Below are 20,364 nucleotides of genomic sequence, written 5' to 3'. Positions count from 1 at the left end.
GCTATGAGCCGAGACCCCACGCCCCCCCGCCCCCGGCGCAAGGAACACCGCGCCCCCCCACCCCGCCGCCAGCGTGATGGCCTGATCGCCGCGCTTGACGTCGGCACGACCAAGATCGCCTGCCTCATCGCCCGCGAGGAGGAGGACGGTCATCTGCGCGTGCTGGGGATCGGCCACCACCGCTCCCGCGGCATGCGCGGCGGCCAGGTCGCCAATATGGACGAGCTGGAACTGGCCGTGCGGGCCGCCGTGGACGCGGCGGAACAGATGGCGGGCGAGCGGATTGGGGCGGTGGTGATCAACATTTCGGGGGGGCAGCCCCACTCGACGCGGGTCGAGGTGGAAATGTCGATCGCCGGGCACGAAGTGCGGGCCTCGGACGTGCGGCGCATCCAGGCCTTTGGCCGCGAACAGCACACAGCGGTGGACCGCGAGTTGGTGCACTGCATCCCCATTTCCTACGCCATCGACGGCGCGGACGGGGTGCTCGACCCCCGGGGCATGTACGGCCAAACCCTGGGCGTGTCGATCCATCTGGTCTCGGCGGCGATGGGTCCCTTGCGCAATCTGGCCACCGTCATCGAGCGCTGCCACCTCGATATCGAGGACCGGGTGGTCAGTCCCTATGCCTCCGGCCTCGCCTGCCTGGGCGAGGACGAGAAGACCATGGGCGTTACCGTCATCGATATGGGCGGCGGCATCACCTCGATTGCCGTCTTCAACGAAGGCCACGTCATCCATACCGCCACCTTACCGGTGGGCGGCCAGCACGTGACCAACGACATCATGCAGGGGCTCACCACGCCGCTGGTGGCGGCCGAGCGCCTGAAAACCGTGCATGGCAGTTGCCTTGCCTCGCCCTCGGACAACCGCGAACTGTTGCGGGTGCCGCAAGTGGGCGAAGACGACGAGGCCAACGTGCACGAGGTGCCGCGCTCGATGCTCATTCAGATCATCCGGCCGCGCCTGGAGGAAACCTTTGAGCTGGCCCGCGCCCACCTGGACGCAAGCGGCCTGCGCAAGATCGGCGGCCGCTTGGTGGTCCTAACCGGCGGCGCCAGTCAACTTCAAGGGGTCCGTGATCTGGCGGAGGCGGTCTTGGACCGCCCGGTGCGCCAGGGCCGCCCCCAACGCATCCGGGGTCTGGCCGACAGCGTGTCGGGCCCCGCATTCTCCACCTGCGCCGGTCTGCTGCGCTATGCGGTGCGCCATCAGGTGGAAACCCCGGAGTCCGACCCGGCGCTCGAGGAGACCGCCGTGTCCGGGGCTTTGGGGCGGTTTGCCCGATGGTGGAAGGAAAACTTTTGACGGCGCGGACCATCTCTTGCGCGGCCTTCGTGCCTGCGGTCCTCGGGAGCGGACCGCAGGGACGAACAAGCGCCCTGGTCAGGGAGCAAGGGGCTGACCACCCCATCATGACCACAATCCAGTGACCCGGAGGCTTACCATGGCTCTTACCTTGAACATCCCCGAGGGGCCGGATACCCCTCACCTGCGGCCGCGCATAACCGTTGTGGGCGTGGGGGGCGCCGGCGGCAACGCCGTCAACAACATGATCGAGGCCAACCTGAACGGCGTTGACTTCGTGGTGGCCAACACCGACGCCCAGGCCCTCAGTCACTCGCGCACCAGCCGGCGCATCCAATTGGGCACCGAAGCCACGCGCGGCCTGGGCGCCGGCGCCCGGCCCGAGGTCGGCCGCGTGGCCGCCGAAGAGGCCATCGAGGCGGTGGCCGCCGAGCTGCAAGGCTCCAACATGGTGTTCATCACCGCCGGCATGGGCGGCGGCACCGGCACGGGCGCGGCCCCGGTGGTGGCCAGCGTCGCGCGCGAGTTGGGCATTCTGACCGTAGGTGTGGTGACGAAGCCGTTTCAGTTTGAGGGCGCCCATCGCATGCGCCTCGCCGAGGCGGGCATCGACGAGTTGGCCCAGTTCGTTGATACCTTGATCATCATTCCGAATCAGAATCTATTCCACGTTGCCAATGAAAAAACAACGTTTGCAGACGCCTTTAAGCTGGCCGATGAAGTGCTGTACTCGGGCGTGCGCAGCGTCACCGACCTGATGATCAACCCCGGCCTGATCAACCTCGACTTCGCCGACGTGCGCACCGTGATGCACGACATGGGCCGCGCCATGATGGGCACCGGCGAGGCCGAGGGCGAGCGCCGGGCGCTCGACGCCGCCGAGGCCGCCATCGCCAACCCGCTGCTGGAGGACACCTCCATGCGCGGCGCCCGGGGCGTGCTGATCAATATCACCGGCGGCACCGACGTGACCTTGTACGAGGTGGACGAGGCGGCCAACCGCATCCGCGAGGAAGTGGAAACCGAAGCGCATATTATTTTTGGCTCCAGCCTCGACGACAGCCTGCACGGCCGCATCCGCGTGTCGGTGGTGGCGACCGGTATCAGCGCCGAGGCCATGGGCCGATCGCAACCGGTGGCCCCGGCCCAGCCGGCGCCCCAGGCGGCCGCCCCGGTCCAGACCGCGCCGCGCCCGGTGGCCGAGCCGCGCCCGGTGCCGAAGTTGGCCCAGGCCCGCCCGGCGCCGCGCGTGGCCCAGGCCGTGGCCTCGGTTGCGGCCCGGGCGGCGGCGGCAGCCCATACGGCGGCGGCCCCGGCGGCCGGAGCCTCGCTGACCAGCGCCGGCCGGCCCGAGGTGCCGCCGCGCCCGGTGAAGAACGAGCAGTCGGTCCGGCTCCTGGAGTCCCTGGTGCTGGAAGCCAACGCCAAGCGCGACGCCCAGGGCACGGCGGTGCCGCCGCCGGCCCCGACGATGCCGACCGCGCCGGTCAGCCAGCCGGCCGCGCCCCAGCCGACGGCGCGTCCACTCAGCCGTCCGGCCCCGACCCTGCCGCTGGGCGGCAGCGCGCGTCCGGCGGCTGCCTCGACCCCCGAGGTCAAGCGGCCCCTGGGGGCTCGATTGTCGCGCGACGCCTTCATTCCCCAGCCGCCGGTCGATACCGGGTCGGCGGGACGGGCCGCGCAGGCCGCCATGGCAGCCATCAAGGCCCGCGAAGCCACACGCTATGACGTCCCGCCGCCGGCGGCGTCCGCGGCCCCCGTCCATGAGGACCTCCACAGCCCCGAGCCCGCGTATCTGGAAGAGGAGGAGACCTACGCCCGCTTGGAGGATGAGGTCGATCTGCCGGTGACGGCCGATGGCACCATGGCCCCGGCCATGCGCGCCCCTGTGTTCCCGCCGCTGCCGGAAACGTCGCGCGGGGCCTACGCGCCGCCGCCGCCGCGCCCGACGCGGGCCAGCGAGCCCGAGGACCTGCCGCCGCCGCCGCCGCCCGCCCCGACCCGCGAACGGGCGGAGAAGCCTAGCCTGCTCGCCCGCATCACGGGTCTGGGCAGCCGGGCGTCGAGCCATCCCGAACCCCGGGAAGCCCAGGCCCAACAGCCCCCGCTCATGGCCAAGACCCTGAGTGCCGATCCCCGGGAGCGGCCGGTCGCCTCCCAGGGTGAAGACCACCTGGAGATCCCGGCTTTCTTGCGGCGTCAGGCCAACTGACGCTGGTTTGCTCCGGGTCGCTTGTCTAACCGCTCCCATGGGGCCCGTCGTTTTGGCGGGCCCTTTTTTCCTGTCTCAAGGGGGGAGCCACGGCGGGTCCGGCGCACGCCACGACTCCGCTCTTTGCCGTCGAGTCCCGCACGCCCTGCCCGTTCATGGCAAGATCAGGGCGCAACATATTGCAACAATGATTGATTTGAGCCTTGCCGCCCCGAGGCCTAGAACCATCCTTGGACGCTCGCCCTTGGGAGGGGTGTCCGGCCTCCCCGCAGGGCCTGCCCCGGGAGACAGGCCAGACCACGAAGAACAGAGAAGGGATACGCATCATGGACGGTCTGAACTGGTGGGGCGAAGGCCCCGCAGGCGAGACAAGCACCGACCTGGAGTGCGATCCTCAGGGGCGTCCCCAGGGGACAGCCTTGCAACGCACCCTCAAAACCACCATCGGCTGTACCGGCGTTGGCCTGCATTCGGGCAAGCCGGTGTCTCTGACCTTGCGCCCGGCGGCCCCCGGCACGGGCTTGGTGTTTCGCCGCCTCGATCTGCCCGAGAACGCGGCACGGGAGTTGCCCGTCAGCGCCGGCAAGGTAACGGACTCCCGGCTGTGCACGACCTTGTCCAATGACGCCGGCGTCAGCCTTTCCACCATTGAGCACCTGATGGCCGCCCTGGCCGCCCTGGCCATCGACAATCTACTGATTGACGTCGATGGCCCTGAACTGCCCATCATGGATGGCAGCGCCCAGCCTTTCTTGTTTCTCATCGACTGCGCCGGGATCCAGGCCCAGGCGGCGCCCCGGCGCGCCTTGCGCGTCTTGAAGCCGGTCAGCGTGGGCGACGGGTCGGCTCAGGCCAGCCTGATGCCGGCCGAGCGGGGCCTGACCATTTCCTTCGAGATCGCGTTCCAAGCCGCCGCCATTGGCCGTCAGTCCTGCCGGTTCATGATGACCGAGAGCATTTTCCGCCGTCACGTGGCCCGGGCCCGCACCTTTGGCCTGCGCGAGGATGTCGATCGACTGCACGCCGCAGGGCTGGCGTTGGGAGGATCGCTCGAGAATGCGGTTGTGGTGGATGGGGCAACCGTTCTCAACGAAGACGGTTTGCGCTACGAGGAAGAGTTCGTGCGGCATAAGGCCTTGGACGCCATCGGCGACCTTTATATGGCCGGCCTGCCCCTCATTGGCCGCTATCACGGCACCCGGGCCAGCCACCACCTCAACAACCAGCTTTTGCGCACCCTGCTCGCCGATCCCACGGCGTGGCGGCTGGAGGCGGTGAGAGAGGCTGAGTTGGGGCTGACCGACGTGTCGCCGTTCCAGGCTCGCCGTGAGCCGGACGCGGTGTTGCGGGCGTGTGCTTGAAGAAACAAGGCTGGGGAGGCGCGGCCTCCCCAGGCCCCTCGCTTGGCTTTACAGGTGTGAGACGAGGCGCACGGCGCCCCAACGACGTCCCAGGACAAACACCGGGGCGTCGATTTCTTTGTAGAGGGTGAAGTTTTTCTCGCCCATGTCGCGGTGGTAGGTCTGCACCAGGGGCTTGAGGCAGCGCGCGGCCAGGATGCCGGAGCGATCGTCGTAGATGCGGCGATTGCGGGAGTTGGCCTTGTTCCACTTCGAATCGCCGGGGCGTTGCGGCTGCGCGTATTCGGGCGCATGGACGGCGACGTAGCCGTTGCGGTCGGTAAACACCGCCCCCTCCACCCCCTGGCCCAAGTTCTTGGAGCGCACGATCACGGGGCCCAAGATCTGTTCGGCCAGCGCGGTATGGCGGGCCGTAAACTGGGTAGGGTCGGTTCCCGGGATCGGGGTGTAGGTGGCATCGAACAGGTCATCCACCGAAATGCGGCGATCATGGACAGCGCTTTCCAGCAGGCGTGACGCCTCGCGCGCCACCTCCTCAGCCATGGCCATGAGGGGCTTGTCCTTGAGCTGTTCGGCATCGATGCGCTCTTGCAAGGCGGCTTGTTGCTGCGCGCTGCCCTCGGTGAATCGCAGGTTGACCCCGAGATCGCTGACATTGACCACCTCGGCCGCCACCCGGCCCACTCCCTCGATCTCGATGGTTCCTGTTCCTTGCGGGGCCCGGTCATCGGACAGCACCAGTAGCAGACCGCCGGTAGAGAGGTCGGCACTGACCCCGCTGATGGTGAGTCCGCCGAACGTACCGCGCACCTTGACGGCAACGGGCAACCGGGCTTCCTGGCGGCGGTTGCCGCCATAGGAGGTCCGCAAGATCACGTAAAGGCGGGTGCGCAAGGCGTCAATGTCGCGATTGACCATCCCGGAGAGGTCATTCACCCGGGTGGCGACGGCGCGGGTCATCTCGGCCCCGGCCATCATGGTCCCCACGCTGTCGGCGACGGCCTGGGTATGCTGGGCGGCCTGCACGGCGCTGGTCATGATTTCGGCGGTGGCGGCGCGCTGTTCGGTGGCGGCGTGGGCCACGTCGGCGGCGATGGCGTCGATGTCACGAATGGTCTCGACCACCCCTTGTACCGTCTCCACGGCGCCCCGGGTGGTGTTGCCGATGGTGGCGGCCTGTTCGCTGATGGTACCGATGGCCCGTTCGGTCTGGTCGGCCAAGCCCTTGACCTCGCCGGCCACCACGGCGAAGCCGCGCCCGGCGTCCCCGGCCCGGGCCGCCTCGATGGTGGCATTGAGGGCGAGCATGCGGGTTTGACCGGCGATGCCCTGGATCAGGTTGACCACCGAGCCGATTTGGGCTGTGGCGTCGCTCAGGCCTTCCACGCGGTGGGCGGCATCGTCGCCACGGGTGCGGGCCGCCTCGGCCAGTTTGGAGCTTTGATCGACCTGCTCCGAGATGGCGCGGCTGGAAGCTTCCAATTGCTCGGTGGCACCGGCCACGGTCTGGACGTTGCCACTGGTAATCCGCACCGACTCGGCAACCTCGCGGGCCTTGGCAAGCAACTCACCGGCCACGTCCGACAACTGGACGGCCCCTTCGCGCAGGCGGTCGGACTGGGCCGAGATGTCGCCCACCGTTTCTTGGACCTCGCCTTCAAGGAGTTCGGTCAAGGCTAGCATTTCCTGGCGGAGCTTGTTTTCGCTGCGCTGGGCCAGCTCGGCCCGTTCCAGAACGAAATACGCCATGCGCGCCTTGAGAGCCCGCAAGCGGCTGGCCAGCACATCGTACTCACGCACGCCGATGGGGGGGGATCTGGTAGAGGAGGTTGCCAGCGGCCACCGCGTCCATGTGGCTTTCCAGATTGCTCAAGGGCCGCCGAACAGTACGCCACACCCAAAGCCCCACCGCGAGTATTGCCGCCAGACTGAGAACCGTGGCGACGCTGGCCAGGATGGCCTGCCAAACCAGGGTTTCCCGGGCTTCCTTTCGGAAGCGCTCGGCATCATCGTGCTGGTAGACCACCAGGGCTTGAAGCGCCTCTTGCGCCGCCCCGAACAAGGGGCGAGCCGTCCGTTCGAGATGCCCGGCCAGGGCCTTGAGGTCACCGCCTTGGGTCAAGGCTGTCAAAGGCGCCACCCCCTGATCGCGCAAGGCGGTGAAGCGGTCGAGAAACACCTGCTGCAAGGTGTGCTCGTCGGCAGGATGTTCTCCCTGAGCGTAATCCTGCCAGCGTGGCCCAATCGCCTCAAGGAGGCGCTGAATTTGGACCAGCCGCGCGCCTGCTTCCGGGTCCCTCCCCTCCAGTTTGAGGCCTTCGAGCGAGCCTGCATGGCGCTCCATCTCGGTCAGGAGAGTGCCCAAGGTCGCCAGATCAATGACCGCCCCCACGTTGTCGTCGAAGACGTGCTGGAGTTCGTCATTGATCACCACCATGCCGCGCCACCCGAGGCCGGCAGCCCCGATCAGCACCCCGGTGGACAAGGCAAGAACCAGCCCCAGGCGTCCGCCCACACTGCTCAGGGCCCGGATCAGGCGGCCCCAGGGGGTGGCCTGGATCACCTCGCCTTCCCTGAGGACCGTATGGGGCAGACGGTGAGCGCGCATCCCGGCGTACAGGGCCTCGGCGTCGCGAACGGCGTCACGCGACGGTTTGGTCCGAATGGAGATATACCCGATGACCTCGGTCTTGTTCATGGTCGGGGTGACATTGGCCCGAACCCAATAGTGGTCGCCGTTTTTGCAGCGATTTTTAACGATACCTTCCCACGGTCGCCCCGCCTTGACGGTTCGCCACAGGTCGGCGAAGGCCTCGGGCGGCATGTCGGGATGACGCAAAATATTGTGGGGAGATCCGATCAGTTCGTCTTCCGTAAAGCCACTAATATGAATGAACTCTTGGTTGGCAAAGCTAATGCGCCCTTGAACGTCGGTGCCGGACACGATGATGGCATCGTCGGCGAGGGCGATTTCCTTATTCGTGACAGGTCCATTGTCGCGCATACCGGTTCCCCTGCGGGTGGCGGGACAAGCGATGCCTGCGCTTGCCCGCTCTCACACCGATCAAGGTACAGCGCAACGGATGTAACTTCAATGAGATCTCGGCCCGTCCCAAGGGCAATCGGGTGAACGGGGCTCTGGGGCCGCGAAAGGAAAAAGGACGGCTGGGAAGCGCGGCCTGCCCAGACCCCTCCCGTCCTGGGGCATGCCGGACGCGAAGGACCTGACTTCCTTTTTTCCTTTCGCCCTTTCTTCCCCCGATGACCCAGCGCGCCGGCGCCCCTTGCCTGCCCTCGGGAATCGCGCTAGGAGACGGGTCCCCCCCCGCCCCGTCGCGACTCGGCTGGACGAAGGGGCTCCCGCGTTCGCACTCCCCCTGCGAACACATCCAATCGATCAAGAGGGTTTCCATGGCACGCAAGAAGATCGCCCTGGTCGGGGCCGGCAACATCGGCGGCACGCTCGCGCATCTGATCGGCCTTAAGGAACTCGGCGACGTGGTGCTGTTCGACATCGCCGAGGGGATTCCGCAGGGTAAAGCCCTGGACATGGCCGAGGCGACCCCGATCGAGGGCATCGACATCGCCTACGCCGGCACCAACGATTACAGCGCCATCAAGGATGCCGACGTGGTGATCGTCACCGCCGGCGTGCCGCGCAAGCCCGGCATGAGCCGCGACGACCTGATCGGCATCAACGCCAAGGTGATGAGCGCCGTTGGCGCCGGCATTAAAGCCAACTGCCCGGATGCCTTCGTGATCTGTATCACCAACCCGCTAGACGCGATGGTGTGGGTCCTGCGCGAGGCCTCGGGCCTGCCGCATAACAAGGTGGTGGGCATGGCCGGCGTGCTCGACAGCGCCCGCTTCCGCTACTTCCTGGCCGAGGAATTCAACGTCTCGACCGAGGACATCACCGCCTTCGTGCTGGGTGGCCATGGCGACACCATGGTGCCGCTGACCCGCTACTCCACCGTGGCCGGCATTCCGCTGCCTGACCTGGTGGCCATGGGCTGGACCTCGCAGGAAAAGCTCGACCAGATCGTGCAGCGCACCCGCGACGGCGGGGCCGAGATCGTGGGCTTGCTCAAGACCGGCTCGGCCTTCTACGCCCCGGCCGCCGCCGCCGTGCAGATGGCCGAAGCCTACCTCAAGGATAAGAAGCGCGTCCTGCCCTGCGCCGCCTGGGTCGAGGGCCCCTATGGCCTGGACGGCATCTATGTGGGCGTGCCCGTGATCCTGGGCGCCGGCGGCGTCGAGAAGGTTATCGAGATTACCCTCAATGACGCGGAAAAGGCGCAGTTCGACAAGTCGGTGGACAGCGTGCGCGGCCTGATCGCCGCCTCGCGCGAACTGATGCCGAAGTAAGACAAGTCCCGCCCGGCCCCTCTTGCGGGAGCCGGGCGGTCCTCACAAGAACGCTTTCACAAGGCGTTGGGGTCTGGCGTTTCGTTCGCTCCGTCGGAACAGGAGAGACAGAACACTATGAATATTCACGAGTATCAGGCCAAGCAGATCTTGGCCAAGTACGGCGTGCCCATTCTGGCCGGCGGGGTGGCCTACACCGCCGACGAGGCCCGGGCGGTGGCTGGCCGTTTGCCGGGACCGGTCTGGGTCGTCAAGTCCCAGATCCACGCCGGCGGTCGCGGCAAGGGGCACTTCCTGGAGGAAGCCGCGGGTGACAAGGGCGGCGTGCGCGTGGTGCGCTCCCTCGACGAAGTGCAGCAAAACGCCTTCCAGATGCTGGGCAACACCTTGGTGACCCATCAGTCCGGGCCCGAGGGCAAGGAAGTTAAGCGCGTTTACATCGAAGACGGCTGCGACATCAAGCGCGAGCTGTATCTCTCGCTGCTGGTGGACCGTGCCACCTCGACCGTTACCGTGATGGCCTCGACCGAGGGCGGCATGGACATCGAGGACGTGGCGGCCAAGACCCCGGAAAAGATCACCTTCCAGGCGATTGATCCGGCTACGGGCATTTCCGGCTTCCACTGCCGCAAGGTGGCGTTCTCGCTGGGCCTGGAAGGCAAGCAGGTCGGCGCCTTCACCAAGCTTCTGTCGTCGCTGTACACCTGCTTCATCGCCACGGACTGCTCGGTCCTGGAGATCAACCCCCTGGTGGTCACCGGCGACGGTCAGGTCATCCCGCTTGATTGCAAGATGACCTTTGATTCCAATGCGCTCTACCGCCATCCCGAGATCCTGGAGTTCCGCGACGAGGCGGAAGAGGATCCGATGGAGCTGGAGGCCTCGCGCCACGACCTCAACTACGTGAAGCTTGAGGGCAACATCGGCTGCATGGTCAACGGCGCCGGCCTCGCCATGGCGACGATGGACATCATCAAGCTCAAGGGCGGCGCGCCGGCCAACTTCCTGGACGTGGGCGGCGGTGCCACCCGTGAGCGGGTGACGGCGGCGTTCAAGATCATCCTGTCCGATCCCAACGTCGAGGGCATCCTGGTCAACATCTTCGGCGGCATCATGCGCTGCAACGTGATCGCCGAAGGCGTGATCGCGGCGGCGCGCGAAGTGTCGCTGAATGTGCCGCTGGTGGTCCGTCTGGAGGGCACCAACGTCGAGCTGGGCAAGCAGATCATGGCCGACTCCGGCCTGCCCATCATCTCGGCCGACAATCTTGCCGATGCCGCCGAGAAGGTGGTGAAGGCCGTTAAGGAGGCGTCCTGATGTCCGTTCTGGTTGGTAAGGATACCCGGGTCATCTGCCAGGGCTTCACGGGCTCGCAGGGCACCTTCCACTCCGAGCAGGCGATCGCCTACGGCACCAAGATGGTCGGCGGCGTGACCCCGGGCAAGGGGGGCACCACCCACCTGGACCTGCCGGTGTTCGACACCGTGGCCGAGGCCCGCGAGCGCACCGGCTGCAATGCCACCGTGATCTACGTGCCGCCGCCGTTCGCCGCGGACGCGATCTTGGAGGCCATCGACGCCGAGCTGGATCTGGCGGTGTGCATCACCGAGGGCATCCCGGTGCTCGACATGGTCAAGGTCAAGCGCGCCCTGCGCAACTCCAAGACCCGTCTGGTCGGCCCCAACTGCCCGGGCGTCATCACCCCGGGCGAGTGCAAGATCGGTATCATGCCGGGCCACATTCACAAGCGCGGCAAGATCGGCATTGTCTCGCGTTCGGGGACCTTGACCTACGAAGCGGTGGCGCAGACCACGGCGGCGGGTCTTGGTCAGTCCACCTGCATTGGCATCGGCGGTGACCCGGTCAACGGCACCAACTTCATTGATTGCCTGGAGATGTTCCTCGGCGACCCCGAGACCGAGGGCATCATCATGATCGGTGAAATCGGCGGCTCGGCCGAGGAAGAAGCGGCCGAGTTCCTGAAGCAGTCCAAGATCCGCAAGCCGATGTGCGGCTTCATCGCCGGCGTCACCGCGCCGCCGGGCCGTCGCATGGGCCATGCTGGCGCCATCATCGCCGGCGGCAAGGGCACGGCCGAGGACAAGATGGAGGCCATGCGCTCGGCCGGCATCTTGGTCGCCGACAGCCCCTCGGCCCTGGGCAGCACAATGCTCCAGGCGCTTAAGGTCTGACGCCTCTTTCAGCCCCCCTCTGTGAGCTTTCCTGTTCTTCATACAGGGAATCGATCCCTGAAGAAGGCGCTCGTCGCAACTGCAACGGGAGGGGCAATCCTGAGGGAAGCCCGTTCGGCTCCCGTGGTACAGGCCTTGAAAGACGTAACCGTATCCCTGGAGCCAGGCGATCGAGTTGGCCTGATCGGAACGAACGGCGCCGGCAAATCCACTCTCTTACGCGTAATTGCGGGGATCTATGAACCGGACACGGGAGACATACACATCAGTGGTGACGTGATGCCCCTGCTCGATCTCGGTCTTGGTTTCGATGGTGATTTGACCGGACGAGAAAATATACGCATGCGAGGCATGTATCTTGGCCTCAAACCACACGATTCAAAAAAATTAGTCCCCGAAATTGCCGCGTTTACCGAATTAGGAGATTACCTTGACCTTCCAGTTAGGACCTATTCTTCTGGAATGCAAATGCGGCTTTCCCTTGGAGTAGCAACAGCGATACAACCTGATATTCTACTTATGGATGAATGGATGATGGCTGGAGATGCGACCTTTATGGAGAAAGCAAAAAAGAGGATCGATACATTTATAGAAAAAGCAAATATTCTTGTTTTAGCTTCTCATTCAGAAGCGATAATAAGACAATGGTGTAATAAGGCAATTATGTTAAAAGGGGGAAATATGATTTCATATGGCAAGACAGATAACGTATTTAAAGATTACAACAGAATAATGTCATCAGAAAAAATATAAAACAAATTCGCTGGTTAATTCCAAATTAACCAGCGAATTTGTTTTATTTTAGAAATAACCAACCGCAAACAGTTTTAATAATTATGTTAAATTTATTAAACTTAACAATTAATAAGTTTATAGAAGATACCCCGCATAAAGTCACTTTATTTAATTAATACGCTAACAAATATTAGTTATATGTTTATTGAATCGATAAAACATTCAGTGATGTTTACCATTGAGAATAGATGCACCTCAGATTAATGTTTCGTGGAGCCATGGAATGTTTTATTATTCTCCAAAATAGAAACATACGGAACCACCCCGATCTCGTCAAAATAAAATCTAAATAGAGAGCTGTAAAWTGRAAAAAATACCTTGCATTGTTTTTATTTATGAAAACCTAGAAATTATTCGCCGGTCTATTGACTGTATCGGACGTCACTCTGATAGACTTGATATATACATTATTGAAAACAAAAGTTTATCAACAGAAAATTATATAGAGCCAGCAATGTTAAAGCTGATTAATCTTGGTATTGTTAAAAAATATATACAGATGGATAAAAATATTTTAAGTAATGCCGTTGAAATAGCTTTAGAAAGTGGAATTATTGAGCTTGATAATAACTACGTTATACTGACGGATGGAGATGTTATAGCCACTCCAGGGTGGTTTGAAGAGCAAATTTCTATTCTTGAAAAATATAAAAATGTTTTTTGTTGTACGGTAAAAATGGATCTAACAGGGTGGATGCCTGCTGCAATTGATGCCTTCCCTAAACCACTCTCTGTAAATGATGATTATATAGAGATTGGTTCTGGAATGTGGCTTTGTATGTTCAGAACATATGAATTCTTAGAAGTTACAAAAAGACTAAGACAAAATGGAATTCGTCTTCGCGACTGGTATATGGAGGTCTATGCTCGTATATTTATGCAAAAAATTTGGGTTTCTACAATAAATTCTGTCGCCCAAGAACTAACGCGATGCGGATACGCGACACCTTCATATCAAAATGAAAAAATAGCATTAGTGAATGAATATGGAGGGCACTACAATTTTTGGTGTCACGATACATTTTGTGATTTCACTGTATTTGACAAAAATGGATCATCGAGGAATCATCCTCCTTTATTTAAGTACGCGAGACCAGAATCAGAAAATACATCAAATGATCCTATTTTACATAGCTTGATTTCTCGAAAAAATATGCTTGGCTGGTTGTTTGTACACCCCGCTTCCTACAGGAAAGGATGGGTGCATATCGTTCGGTATCCATTACACTCAATCGCGTGGGAAGATTCAGACACGTATTTTATTAATTGGCCTGAAGGCGATGCTCCACCAGAATTTTTTGAAAATTTTAATTATTTATATATTTATAATTACTTACACCTTCTAAACGGCGAAGGGATACATTTTTTATTATCTGCCGTAAGGAAGTGGCTCTGCCAAAATGGCATTTTGCGTATTGCTGCCACCAACTATGGCGCTGTTATAAAAGCTCAAGATGAAAACGATGTCGGTTTTTTTGATCGCTTAAGAGGGGCTGACCCGGGATCATTCTATCCAAATTTATCTAATGTGGAATTTGTTCAAAAGTTGCGCACCGAGTTCATTACCCCCTTGTCCGACATCAACGTCATGAGCACATTTGCCCTCAAAGCTGGCTTCAGTCGGGTTGAGCAGACTGACTTCGACCCCACCCTCGATCCAAACGGCCCGAGCGTTGGTGTTTTTTCTGTTTTTTACAATATTTATAAATAAAGTAACTACTCACGGGGTTGGTCGTTTAGCGATGAGGGAAGAGAGAATTTTCCGCTGAAAGGCGGAAAGAGGGCGATAACGGGTTGCCAAGCGGTCGTCGCTGGATTCGCATACGAGCATGATCAAAAAGGGCTTCTTGAGCGCGGAAGAACGACAAGGGTTGCTGGTTCAGGTTCGGCGTCCGTCTGGGGTGCACGGGCCGGCACGGCGTGCCCATGTGATTTTGTTGCTCGACGACGGCCTGTCTGTGCCGGAAGTGGCGCGGCTCATGTATTTGGATGATGACACGGTCTACCAATGGCATCGGCGTTGGATCGACGGGGGACCGGCGCGGTTGTCCGAGTTTGGCTGGAAGGGGTCGTCGCCTCGACTGTCCTTGGAAGACGAGGTGGCGCTGGTCGATGTGCTGAAGAGCCGGCTGTTCACGACCACGGTGGAGGTGACCGCCCTAGTCGAGGAGCGGTTTGCCGTGCGTTACAGCCGATCTGGGATGATCAAGCTGCTCCACCGGTCGATGACCAGACCGTCTCCGCCACCGCGACCGGACGGTCAGCGTGTGGTGTTATCCGCGACATCGACGCCTTAGGCGTGTGGGTGGAGGTCTGACCCATGATTATCAGCCAAGCCAGCCTGTCCGCTATCACGACCGGTTTTCGGGTGCTGTACCAGGGAGCCTTTGATGCGGCGCCGTCGGATTGGGACAAGATCGCCACCGAGGTGCCCAGCACCACCCGCCAGCAGACCTATGCCTGGCTGGGCACCACGACCCGCTTCCGGGAGTGGGTCGGCGATCGTGTGTACCAGAACCTGGGCGCGCACCAGTATGCGATTCCCAACAAGTCGTGGGAAAACAGCATCGAAGTAAACCGTGACGACATCGAGGACGATCAGCTTGGTGTCTACAGGCCACTGGTCACTCAATTGGCGCAAGACGCCAAGACTCACCCCGACGAGCTGGTGTTCGGGCTTCTTGCGGCCGGGTTCGCGACGCCGTGCTATGACGGGCAGTATTTTTTCGATATCGATCACCCGGTAACCGACGCCTCCGGCGCTACTGTCAGCGCGTCGAACATGACGCCGGGCACCGGCGCACCCTGGTACTTACTCGATACCACCAAGGCCGTGCGTCCGGTCATTTTCCAGAAGCGGCGACCGTACACATTCCAGGCCATGGACAAGGCAGACGATGAGGCGGTGTTTAGCCGCAAGGCATACCGCTATGGCGTTGACGCCCGCGTTAATGTGGGGTTTGGCCTGTGGCAGGTGGCGTATGGCAGCAAGGCCACGTTGACCGCCGAGACCTACGCCACCGCCCGGGCCGCCATGATGTCGATCAAGGGAGACCAGGGCAAACCCCTGAACATCCGCCCGTCGTTGTTGGTGGTCCCGCCGTCCCTCGAGAAGGCTGCTCTCGAAGTCCTGAAGGCTGAACGCGACGCCTCGGGAGCCACCAACGTCTACCAGAACACCGCCGACTTGCTGGTGACGCCATGGCTGGCCTGATCCGGGTGAGCGCGCGCCGCGCCGGCTTTCGCCGGGGCGGCCGGGCGTGGGGCTTGGCTCCCACCGAAGTGGACGCCGCTACCATGACCCCCAGCCAGCTCGCCGCCCTGGAGGCCGAGCCCATGCTGGTGGTTGAGCGGCTGGCCGAGGCCGATGGCAACCCCAAGCAACCCAAACCGGGCAAGGAGGCGTGATGGCTTACGCAACCCCCGACGACTATATCGCCGCCGTTGGCGCCGCCGAGGCGGAGGACCACGCGCCGGCGGCGGGCGGCGGGATCGACACCGCACGCCTGACGGCGCGGCTAGAAGCCGCCAGCGACGAGATCGACGGCTACCTGGGAGGGCGGTACCTGCTGCCTGAGGGACGCGCCCGGGCGGCGTGCGTTGCCTTGGCCCGCTACCGCATGGCGGCGGACGCMMCCCCCGAAGGCCGGATCGGCAAAGATTACGCCGATACCCTCCAATACCTGCGTGACGTTGTCGCCGGCAAGACGGCCCTGACCCCGGTTGCTGACGGGACCCCCGTGGGCGGAGGGGCGGTGCTGGTGTCGGCTCGCCGCGTCATGACCTGCGACACACTGCGGGATTACTGACATGGCAGGGGTGTCCATCAGCCTTACCGGCGCCGACCTCGTCACCAAGGGGTTCGACGGCCTGCTGGCCCGCGTCGGCGACATGACGCCGGCCTGGGCCAGCGTCGGAGGCATGCTCAAGACCAGTGTGGATCGGCGCTTTGAGTTGGGTCTTGACCCCGACGGCAACCCCTGGCCGCCGTCGGTGCGCGCCCTTGCCGAAGGGCACACTCTCGTTGAGCGCGGGCACCTGCGGGACTCCGTCACTCAGGAGGCCCAGACCGACCGCGTGGTCCAGGGGAGTGCCTTGGTTTACGCCCGCATTCACCAGCTCGGTGGGACGGTCCTCCCCAAAACGGGCAAGCGACTACGGTTTAGGCTCGGCGACGCCTGGGTGTCGCCAACGTCCGTCACTCTGCCGGCCCGTCCTTACCTCGGCGCAAACGCCGAGGACACTGCCCAGGCGGCCGAGATCCTCGCCGAGTGGGTCGCCGAGGGGTGGTTATGATCGCCGCCCCCCTGATCTCCGCCCTCGTCCCTGTCCTTGCGGGCATCGAGGGTGTCCGCCGGGTGGCGGAGGCCGACGACCTGGCGCTGCTGATCGCAGCGATGGACCTGCCACAAACCACCCCCGCCGCCTTTGTGTTGGTGACGGGGGAGGAGGCGGAAACGCTTTCGCGTACCTTGCACACCGAGCGCGTGCTCTCCCAGCTTTCGGTTGTTCTGGTGGGGCGGCCCCGAGCCACCCCACAGGGGCAGGCCCTGGGCGAGATCGGGCGGGGTGTGGTCGGCGCCCTGTCGGGACGTATCCCGGCCGACGACTGGACCCCGTTGGGCTATCGCGGTGCCACCCAGCAGGTGCGGGCCGCAGCGCGGGACCGTCAGGGCGCTCTTTTCCTGACGCTCCACTTTGACACCACCACGACCCTGAGAGGTTGCTCATGAGACCCGCCGGGACCTACGTCCACGACGACGCCCACGCGGCCCCGCGCCCGGACACCCCGGCCGCCCCGCCGCTGGCCGTCCCTCTCCCGCCCCCCGCTCTCCCTGCGCCCGCTCCCCCGACTGAGGGGCGGCGCCGCCGGGGAGAGGTGAGCGACCCACAGGAGGCCTGACATGGCATTGTCCACCCGCAGTCGGCTGATCGCAGCGGCCGTTGAGACGGCCTATGGCCAGGGTGCCGCGCCCGGGGACTATGTCCCCTTGCTGGCCCTCGATGCCGAGCTGCCCTCCCTCGACGCCCAGGAGGTCGAGCGCAACACCATCGAGCCACACCTTGGGGCTAGGCAAAAGTTCCACTGGCAGAAACGCTGGCCCCTGACGTGGTCGCATGAAGCCGTGGGCTCGGGCTCGGTGACGACGCCGCCCCACTTTGACGCGCTGCTGCGCGCCTCCGGCTGGTCGCGCGTCGCTCTGACCGGCACCGCAACGGTAGCGCCGCGCGCGGTCCCGGTGGGGGTGCCGGTGGGGACGTGGGCTTATACCGTCCAGACGGGCTACACCGGCCTTAACCGCCGCCGCGTCGTGGTGGCCTGCACCACGGCGGGCGGATCGGGGGTGGCGCAGGTGTCGGTGAGCGCCCCCGCGACTGGGCTGGGGGCCACGCGAGAGGTAGCCTACAGCCAGACCGCCACTGTGACCGACGCCCAGCCCCTGACGCTGCCCGGGGGTGCGGCGGTTGTTCCCACCCTCACCGCGCCGCTTGCGCTGGGTGATACGTGGGCGATTGAGTTGATCCCTCCTGGGATTGAGTATTGGCCGAACTCTGAAAAGAAAAACCATGAGAGCGCCGTCGTCAAATACAATGTCGATGGCACTCTTTTCGATATCACCGGGGCTCGCTTCCAGCTTTCTCTTGACTGGGCAATTGGTGCGTTCGGGGTGGTTAAATTCACAGGGCGCGGGCTTTACAGTGAGCCTAGCGCAGCACTGCTCGACACCGCCGACTTCTCGGCAGTCAAAGACCCAGAAGTCCTGGATGCGACCACGTTTGCCCTCCAGGTGGGTGAGGTTGACCTGGGGGCCGTCGGCTGGGTCCCCGTCGGGCAGTCCCTCACCCTGAGGGGTGGAGGCGAGGTTAAAAGCAAGTCGCGCACGAGCTACGACGCGGTCGAGGTCACTGACCATGCCCTGTCCGGCGAGGTGCTTTTTGAGGCGCCCGAGCTGGCGACCTATAACCCGTGGGCGCACCTCGACGGGTACCAGCGGATTATTGCCACGCGCGGCACTCGCCTAGGAGAGCGATGCGAGGTGTGTATCTACAACGCCCAAATAAGGGGGCGGGGCGGCGCGCCCGGCCGGATCACCACCGGGTCGATGGCTCCGGCCGAGGACACCAGCAGCGTTCCATCCGTTGGATCCAAGGAGGCGACCAGCACCCGTCCGCCGGCTCCGTCCCGACCGGCTGCGGCCGCGACCCGGGTCAGCAGAACCTCGGGGGAGGCATCGGGGGTATCGTCGAGGGTGGCACGCAAGGCGGCATGCAGGCGCGCGGCGATCAAGGTGCCCTCCACCCCTCGGGCGGCCAGGGTTCCCAGCGCCACCACCACCCGGCCCCCCGGCGGGGCCAAGCTCACCACCACGTCGCCGCCCGGTCCCCCACAGGGTCGGCGCTCCACCGCGACCTCGGCGGCAAAGCCGGGTCCGGGCGGGGGCAGCGCGACGCGGCACAAACTCTCCATCAAGGCCAGGGCGAGGCGACGTTCCCCTTCAGCCCGGTCCACCGCGAGGCGGGCCGCAGTCTTGAGGCGGGCTTTTTCCAAGCAGGCGCTCACCCGGCCTTCGAGCAGGCGGACGTTGAAGGGTTTGGGCAAGGAGTCCTCGGCCCCCAGGTCGAGGCACGTCAAGGTGTCCTCCATGTTGGCGAGGGAGGAAATGACGATCACCGGTGTATCGGTCAGGAAGCCTTCCTTGCGCAAACGGCGCAGGACCTCGGTGCCGGACAACCGGGGCAAGTTGAGATCGAGCAGCACCAGATCAAAAGTGCGGCTTTTGGCGATCTCAAGGGCTTCGCGGCCGTCGCCGGTCACAGTGATATCGGAAAACCCCGCCTTGCGTAAATAAAGGGCGATCAGGTCCTGGCTGAAGACATCGTCTTCGACGACCAACAGACGTTCGGGACGGGGCATGAGCGGGGAAGGGGACGCGGCACTCATGAAGGGCTCCAATGAGACACCAAGGGGTGGGGGGCTCCGGGCCAAAGCCAGGGCGGCAGTCCCCGCGTTTTCCGGGAACTGCCGCCGCCGACCGCAATGGAGCGTGACCCGAGCCGTTGGGGACGCGCGTCAGTTTTCGGTGAGAGCGTCCGCCGGGACGGTGACCTTGTGGGCCTCGGCCGCGCTCTTGGACATGATCAAGCGGGGCGTGGGCAGGATCACGGGCAAGGTTCCGGCCGGGGCGCCGCCCAGGACCTTGGCCACCTGCTCGGCCGCCGTGCCGCCCATGGCGGAGACCGGCGGCGTGTAGGCGGCCAGCCACTTGCGCAGCACGAAGGTCTGGGTGCCGCCAAAGAGACGGACCTTGTCGCCGATCGCGGCTTGGATCTCGCCGGCCTTGGAGCCCAGGAAGCTGTCGGCGCCGGCATACGCGGCCTCGGCCGTGAGGGCACCCGACTTGATTTCTTCCAGCACCGTGGTGAGGGAGTCCGTATCGGGGACCACGCGCCGCGCCGTAACGCTCACCCCCTTGGCCGCCGCCCATTCCGAGACCTGGGCCTCGATGATGTTGGCGTTGGGCTCACGAGCGTTAAAGAACAAAATCAGCGACTTGAAAGGCGAGAGCGTCATAAAGGCGTTGAGCTGGTCGTTGATGGGCACGCCATTGGTCACGCCGGTGGTGTTGCCGCCAGGCTGCTCCAGGGATTTAACCAACTTGCCGCCCACGGGGTCGAAGACGATGTTGAAGACGATGGGCACCGCTTCTTGGACCACCTGCTGTGTCACCTGGGTGGTGGTGGTGCCGAACGAATAGATGACATCGTATTTTTTGGCCTTGATGTCGGTCTCGGCGGCGCGCAGACGCTCGGCCAGCACCCCCCGGTCCTGATCGCCGACGATTTCGGTGTATTTCACCGCCACCCCAAGCTCGGCCAGCTTGGCCTTGAAGGCCTCTTCCGGCTCGGTGATGCCGCGCCAGAGCACCATCAGGACGTTCTTTTCTTGGGCGTGCGCCGGCGACGCGATCAGCCCCCCCATCGCGAGGACCCCCACCAGGGCCAAGGCCATTACCTTTCTGATCATGACACTCCCTTTTTTCGAAGAAATAGGAACGGAGGTGTATCGAAAACCAAGATCCAAGGCCCACCCTCGCTCGCCTTGGACGGATACGACGCATGACCTTAG

Annotated in this window: 18 protein-coding genes; 14 read left to right on the top strand and 4 right to left on the bottom strand. The window is 63.3% G+C overall.

Features of this window, described 5'->3' with window-relative positions; all coding sequences use genetic code 11:
- Positions 1–3: 3 nt before the first annotated feature.
- The 3 genes from ftsA (at position 4) to lpxC (ending at position 4,881) form a co-directional block, all read left to right on the top strand.
- Complete coding sequence (gene ftsA / locus RSPPHO_RS14235) at positions 4–1,308, top strand: cell division protein FtsA (RefSeq protein WP_242390508.1); 1,305 nt, start codon at positions 4–6, stop codon at positions 1,306–1,308.
- Between the two features lie 139 nt (positions 1,309–1,447).
- Entirely contained in the window at positions 1,448–3,520 is a 2,073-nt protein-coding gene (gene ftsZ, locus RSPPHO_RS14230) for a cell division protein FtsZ (protein WP_041795660.1), read from the top strand.
- A gap of 326 nt (positions 3,521–3,846) precedes the next feature.
- Positions 3,847–4,881: a UDP-3-O-acyl-N-acetylglucosamine deacetylase gene (lpxC, locus tag RSPPHO_RS14225; RefSeq protein ID WP_081581799.1), complete on the top strand. Its 1,035-nt coding sequence runs from the start codon at positions 3,847–3,849 to the stop codon at positions 4,879–4,881.
- Between the two features lie 48 nt (positions 4,882–4,929).
- Here the strand turns inward: lpxC and RSPPHO_RS18130 are convergent, their stop codons facing one another.
- Together RSPPHO_RS18130 and RSPPHO_RS18125 are read right to left on the bottom strand one after the other, a co-directional pair.
- Entirely contained in the window at positions 4,930–6,681 is a 1,752-nt protein-coding gene (locus tag RSPPHO_RS18130) for a methyl-accepting chemotaxis protein (protein WP_014415908.1), read from the bottom strand.
- Entirely contained in the window at positions 6,674–7,885 is a 1,212-nt protein-coding gene (locus RSPPHO_RS18125) for a PAS domain-containing protein (protein ID WP_014415907.1), read from the bottom strand. The genes RSPPHO_RS18130 and RSPPHO_RS18125 overlap by 8 nt, the downstream gene beginning before the upstream one ends.
- A 407-nt stretch (positions 7,886–8,292) precedes the next feature.
- Between RSPPHO_RS18125 and mdh the strand changes: the two genes are divergently transcribed.
- From mdh to RSPPHO_RS14170, 11 genes are all read left to right on the top strand, one after another.
- Complete coding sequence (mdh, locus tag RSPPHO_RS14215; RefSeq protein WP_041795657.1) at positions 8,293–9,249, top strand: malate dehydrogenase; 957 nt, start codon at positions 8,293–8,295, stop codon at positions 9,247–9,249.
- Positions 9,250–9,366: 117 nt separating this feature from the next.
- Positions 9,367–10,566 carry an ADP-forming succinate--CoA ligase subunit beta gene (sucC, locus tag RSPPHO_RS14210; protein WP_041795655.1) on the top strand — a complete coding sequence of 400 codons (1,200 nt, stop codon included), beginning with the start codon at positions 9,367–9,369 and terminating at the stop codon, positions 10,564–10,566.
- Positions 10,566–11,441 (top strand): succinate--CoA ligase subunit alpha, encoded by an 876-nt coding sequence (gene sucD / locus RSPPHO_RS14205; protein ID WP_014415904.1) that lies wholly within the window; start codon positions 10,566–10,568, stop codon positions 11,439–11,441. Before sucC ends, sucD begins: the two co-directional genes overlap by 1 nt.
- A gap of 123 nt (positions 11,442–11,564) precedes the next feature.
- A complete protein-coding gene (locus RSPPHO_RS19345) occupies positions 11,565–12,194 on the top strand; it encodes an ABC transporter ATP-binding protein (protein WP_242390507.1) in 630 nt (209 codons plus the stop codon).
- Between the two features lie 496 nt (positions 12,195–12,690).
- On the top strand, positions 12,691–13,947 hold the full coding sequence (locus RSPPHO_RS20225) for a protein kinase family protein (RefSeq protein ID WP_242390506.1): 1,257 nt from the start codon (positions 12,691–12,693) through the stop codon (positions 13,945–13,947).
- A gap of 118 nt (positions 13,948–14,065) precedes the next feature.
- Positions 14,066–14,533: a helix-turn-helix domain-containing protein gene (locus RSPPHO_RS14195; protein ID WP_051013910.1), complete on the top strand. Its 468-nt coding sequence runs from the start codon at positions 14,066–14,068 to the stop codon at positions 14,531–14,533.
- A gap of 23 nt (positions 14,534–14,556) precedes the next feature.
- The gene (locus tag RSPPHO_RS14190) at positions 14,557–15,450 is read left to right on the top strand and encodes a Mu-like prophage major head subunit gpT family protein (RefSeq protein ID WP_014415902.1); all 894 of its coding nucleotides are present in this window, start codon (positions 14,557–14,559) and stop codon (positions 15,448–15,450) included.
- Entirely contained in the window at positions 15,438–15,644 is a 207-nt protein-coding gene (locus RSPPHO_RS14185) for an HI1506-related protein (RefSeq protein ID WP_014415901.1), read from the top strand. The genes RSPPHO_RS14190 and RSPPHO_RS14185 overlap by 13 nt, the downstream gene beginning before the upstream one ends.
- On the top strand, positions 15,644–16,045 hold the full coding sequence (locus tag RSPPHO_RS18120; protein WP_051013909.1) for a phage protein Gp36 family protein: 402 nt from the start codon (positions 15,644–15,646) through the stop codon (positions 16,043–16,045). The genes RSPPHO_RS14185 and RSPPHO_RS18120 overlap by 1 nt, the downstream gene beginning before the upstream one ends.
- A gap of 1 nt (position 16,046) precedes the next feature.
- Positions 16,047–16,532, top strand: a complete 486-nt coding sequence (locus RSPPHO_RS14175) for a phage virion morphogenesis protein (protein WP_014415899.1) — start codon at positions 16,047–16,049, stop codon at positions 16,530–16,532.
- On the top strand, positions 16,529–16,969 hold the full coding sequence (locus tag RSPPHO_RS14170; RefSeq protein ID WP_041795652.1) for a phage tail terminator protein: 441 nt from the start codon (positions 16,529–16,531) through the stop codon (positions 16,967–16,969). The genes RSPPHO_RS14175 and RSPPHO_RS14170 overlap by 4 nt, the downstream gene beginning before the upstream one ends.
- A 1,313-nt stretch (positions 16,970–18,282) precedes the next feature.
- On the opposite strand, the gene RSPPHO_RS18115 is transcribed toward RSPPHO_RS14170, so the two are convergent.
- Positions 18,283–19,179 (bottom strand): response regulator, encoded by an 897-nt coding sequence (locus RSPPHO_RS18115; protein ID WP_081581797.1) that lies wholly within the window; start codon positions 19,177–19,179, stop codon positions 18,283–18,285.
- 129 nt (positions 19,180–19,308) lie between these two features.
- Entirely contained in the window at positions 19,309–20,262 is a 954-nt protein-coding gene (locus RSPPHO_RS18110) for an ABC transporter substrate binding protein (protein WP_081581796.1), read from the bottom strand.
- Positions 20,263–20,364: the final 102 nt, after the last annotated feature.

The sequence above is a fragment of the Pararhodospirillum photometricum DSM 122 genome (genome assembly GCF_000284415.1).
GTDB classification, from domain to species: domain Bacteria; phylum Pseudomonadota; class Alphaproteobacteria; order Rhodospirillales; family Rhodospirillaceae; genus Pararhodospirillum; species Pararhodospirillum photometricum.
The sequence above is the reverse complement of the archived record's forward strand: the minus strand, read 5'-3'. Positions and strand labels throughout refer to the sequence as shown.

What these genes read in the sequence shown, in the direction of transcription:
- ftsZ (WP_041795660.1), top strand. Translation starts at nt 1,448, where the DNA reads ATGGCTCTTACCTTGAACATCCCCGAGGGGCCGGATACCCCTCACCTG.
- RSPPHO_RS18110 (WP_081581796.1), bottom strand. Translation starts at nt 20,262, where the DNA reads ATGATCAGAAAGGTAATGGCCTTGGCCCTGGTGGGGGTCCTCGCGATG.
- RSPPHO_RS14185 (WP_014415901.1), top strand. Translation starts at nt 15,438, where the DNA reads ATGGCTGGCCTGATCCGGGTGAGCGCGCGCCGCGCCGGCTTTCGCCGG.
- mdh (WP_041795657.1), top strand. Translation starts at nt 8,293, where the DNA reads ATGGCACGCAAGAAGATCGCCCTGGTCGGGGCCGGCAACATCGGCGGC.
- RSPPHO_RS14170 (WP_041795652.1), top strand. Translation starts at nt 16,529, where the DNA reads ATGATCGCCGCCCCCCTGATCTCCGCCCTCGTCCCTGTCCTTGCGGGC.
- RSPPHO_RS18115 (WP_081581797.1), bottom strand. Translation starts at nt 19,179, where the DNA reads ATGAGTGCCGCGTCCCCTTCCCCGCTCATGCCCCGTCCCGAACGTCTG.
- RSPPHO_RS14195 (WP_051013910.1), top strand. Translation starts at nt 14,066, where the DNA reads ATGATCAAAAAGGGCTTCTTGAGCGCGGAAGAACGACAAGGGTTGCTG.
- RSPPHO_RS20225 (WP_242390506.1), top strand. Translation starts at nt 12,691, where the DNA reads ATGTTAAAGCTGATTAATCTTGGTATTGTTAAAAAATATATACAGATG.
- sucD (WP_014415904.1), top strand. Translation starts at nt 10,566, where the DNA reads ATGTCCGTTCTGGTTGGTAAGGATACCCGGGTCATCTGCCAGGGCTTC.
- lpxC (WP_081581799.1), top strand. Translation starts at nt 3,847, where the DNA reads ATGGACGGTCTGAACTGGTGGGGCGAAGGCCCCGCAGGCGAGACAAGC.
- ftsA (WP_242390508.1), top strand. Translation starts at nt 4, where the DNA reads ATGAGCCGAGACCCCACGCCCCCCCGCCCCCGGCGCAAGGAACACCGC.
- RSPPHO_RS14175 (WP_014415899.1), top strand. Translation starts at nt 16,047, where the DNA reads ATGGCAGGGGTGTCCATCAGCCTTACCGGCGCCGACCTCGTCACCAAG.
- RSPPHO_RS18125 (WP_014415907.1), bottom strand. Translation starts at nt 7,885, where the DNA reads ATGCGCGACAATGGACCTGTCACGAATAAGGAAATCGCCCTCGCCGAC.
- sucC (WP_041795655.1), top strand. Translation starts at nt 9,367, where the DNA reads ATGAATATTCACGAGTATCAGGCCAAGCAGATCTTGGCCAAGTACGGC.
- RSPPHO_RS14190 (WP_014415902.1), top strand. Translation starts at nt 14,557, where the DNA reads ATGATTATCAGCCAAGCCAGCCTGTCCGCTATCACGACCGGTTTTCGG.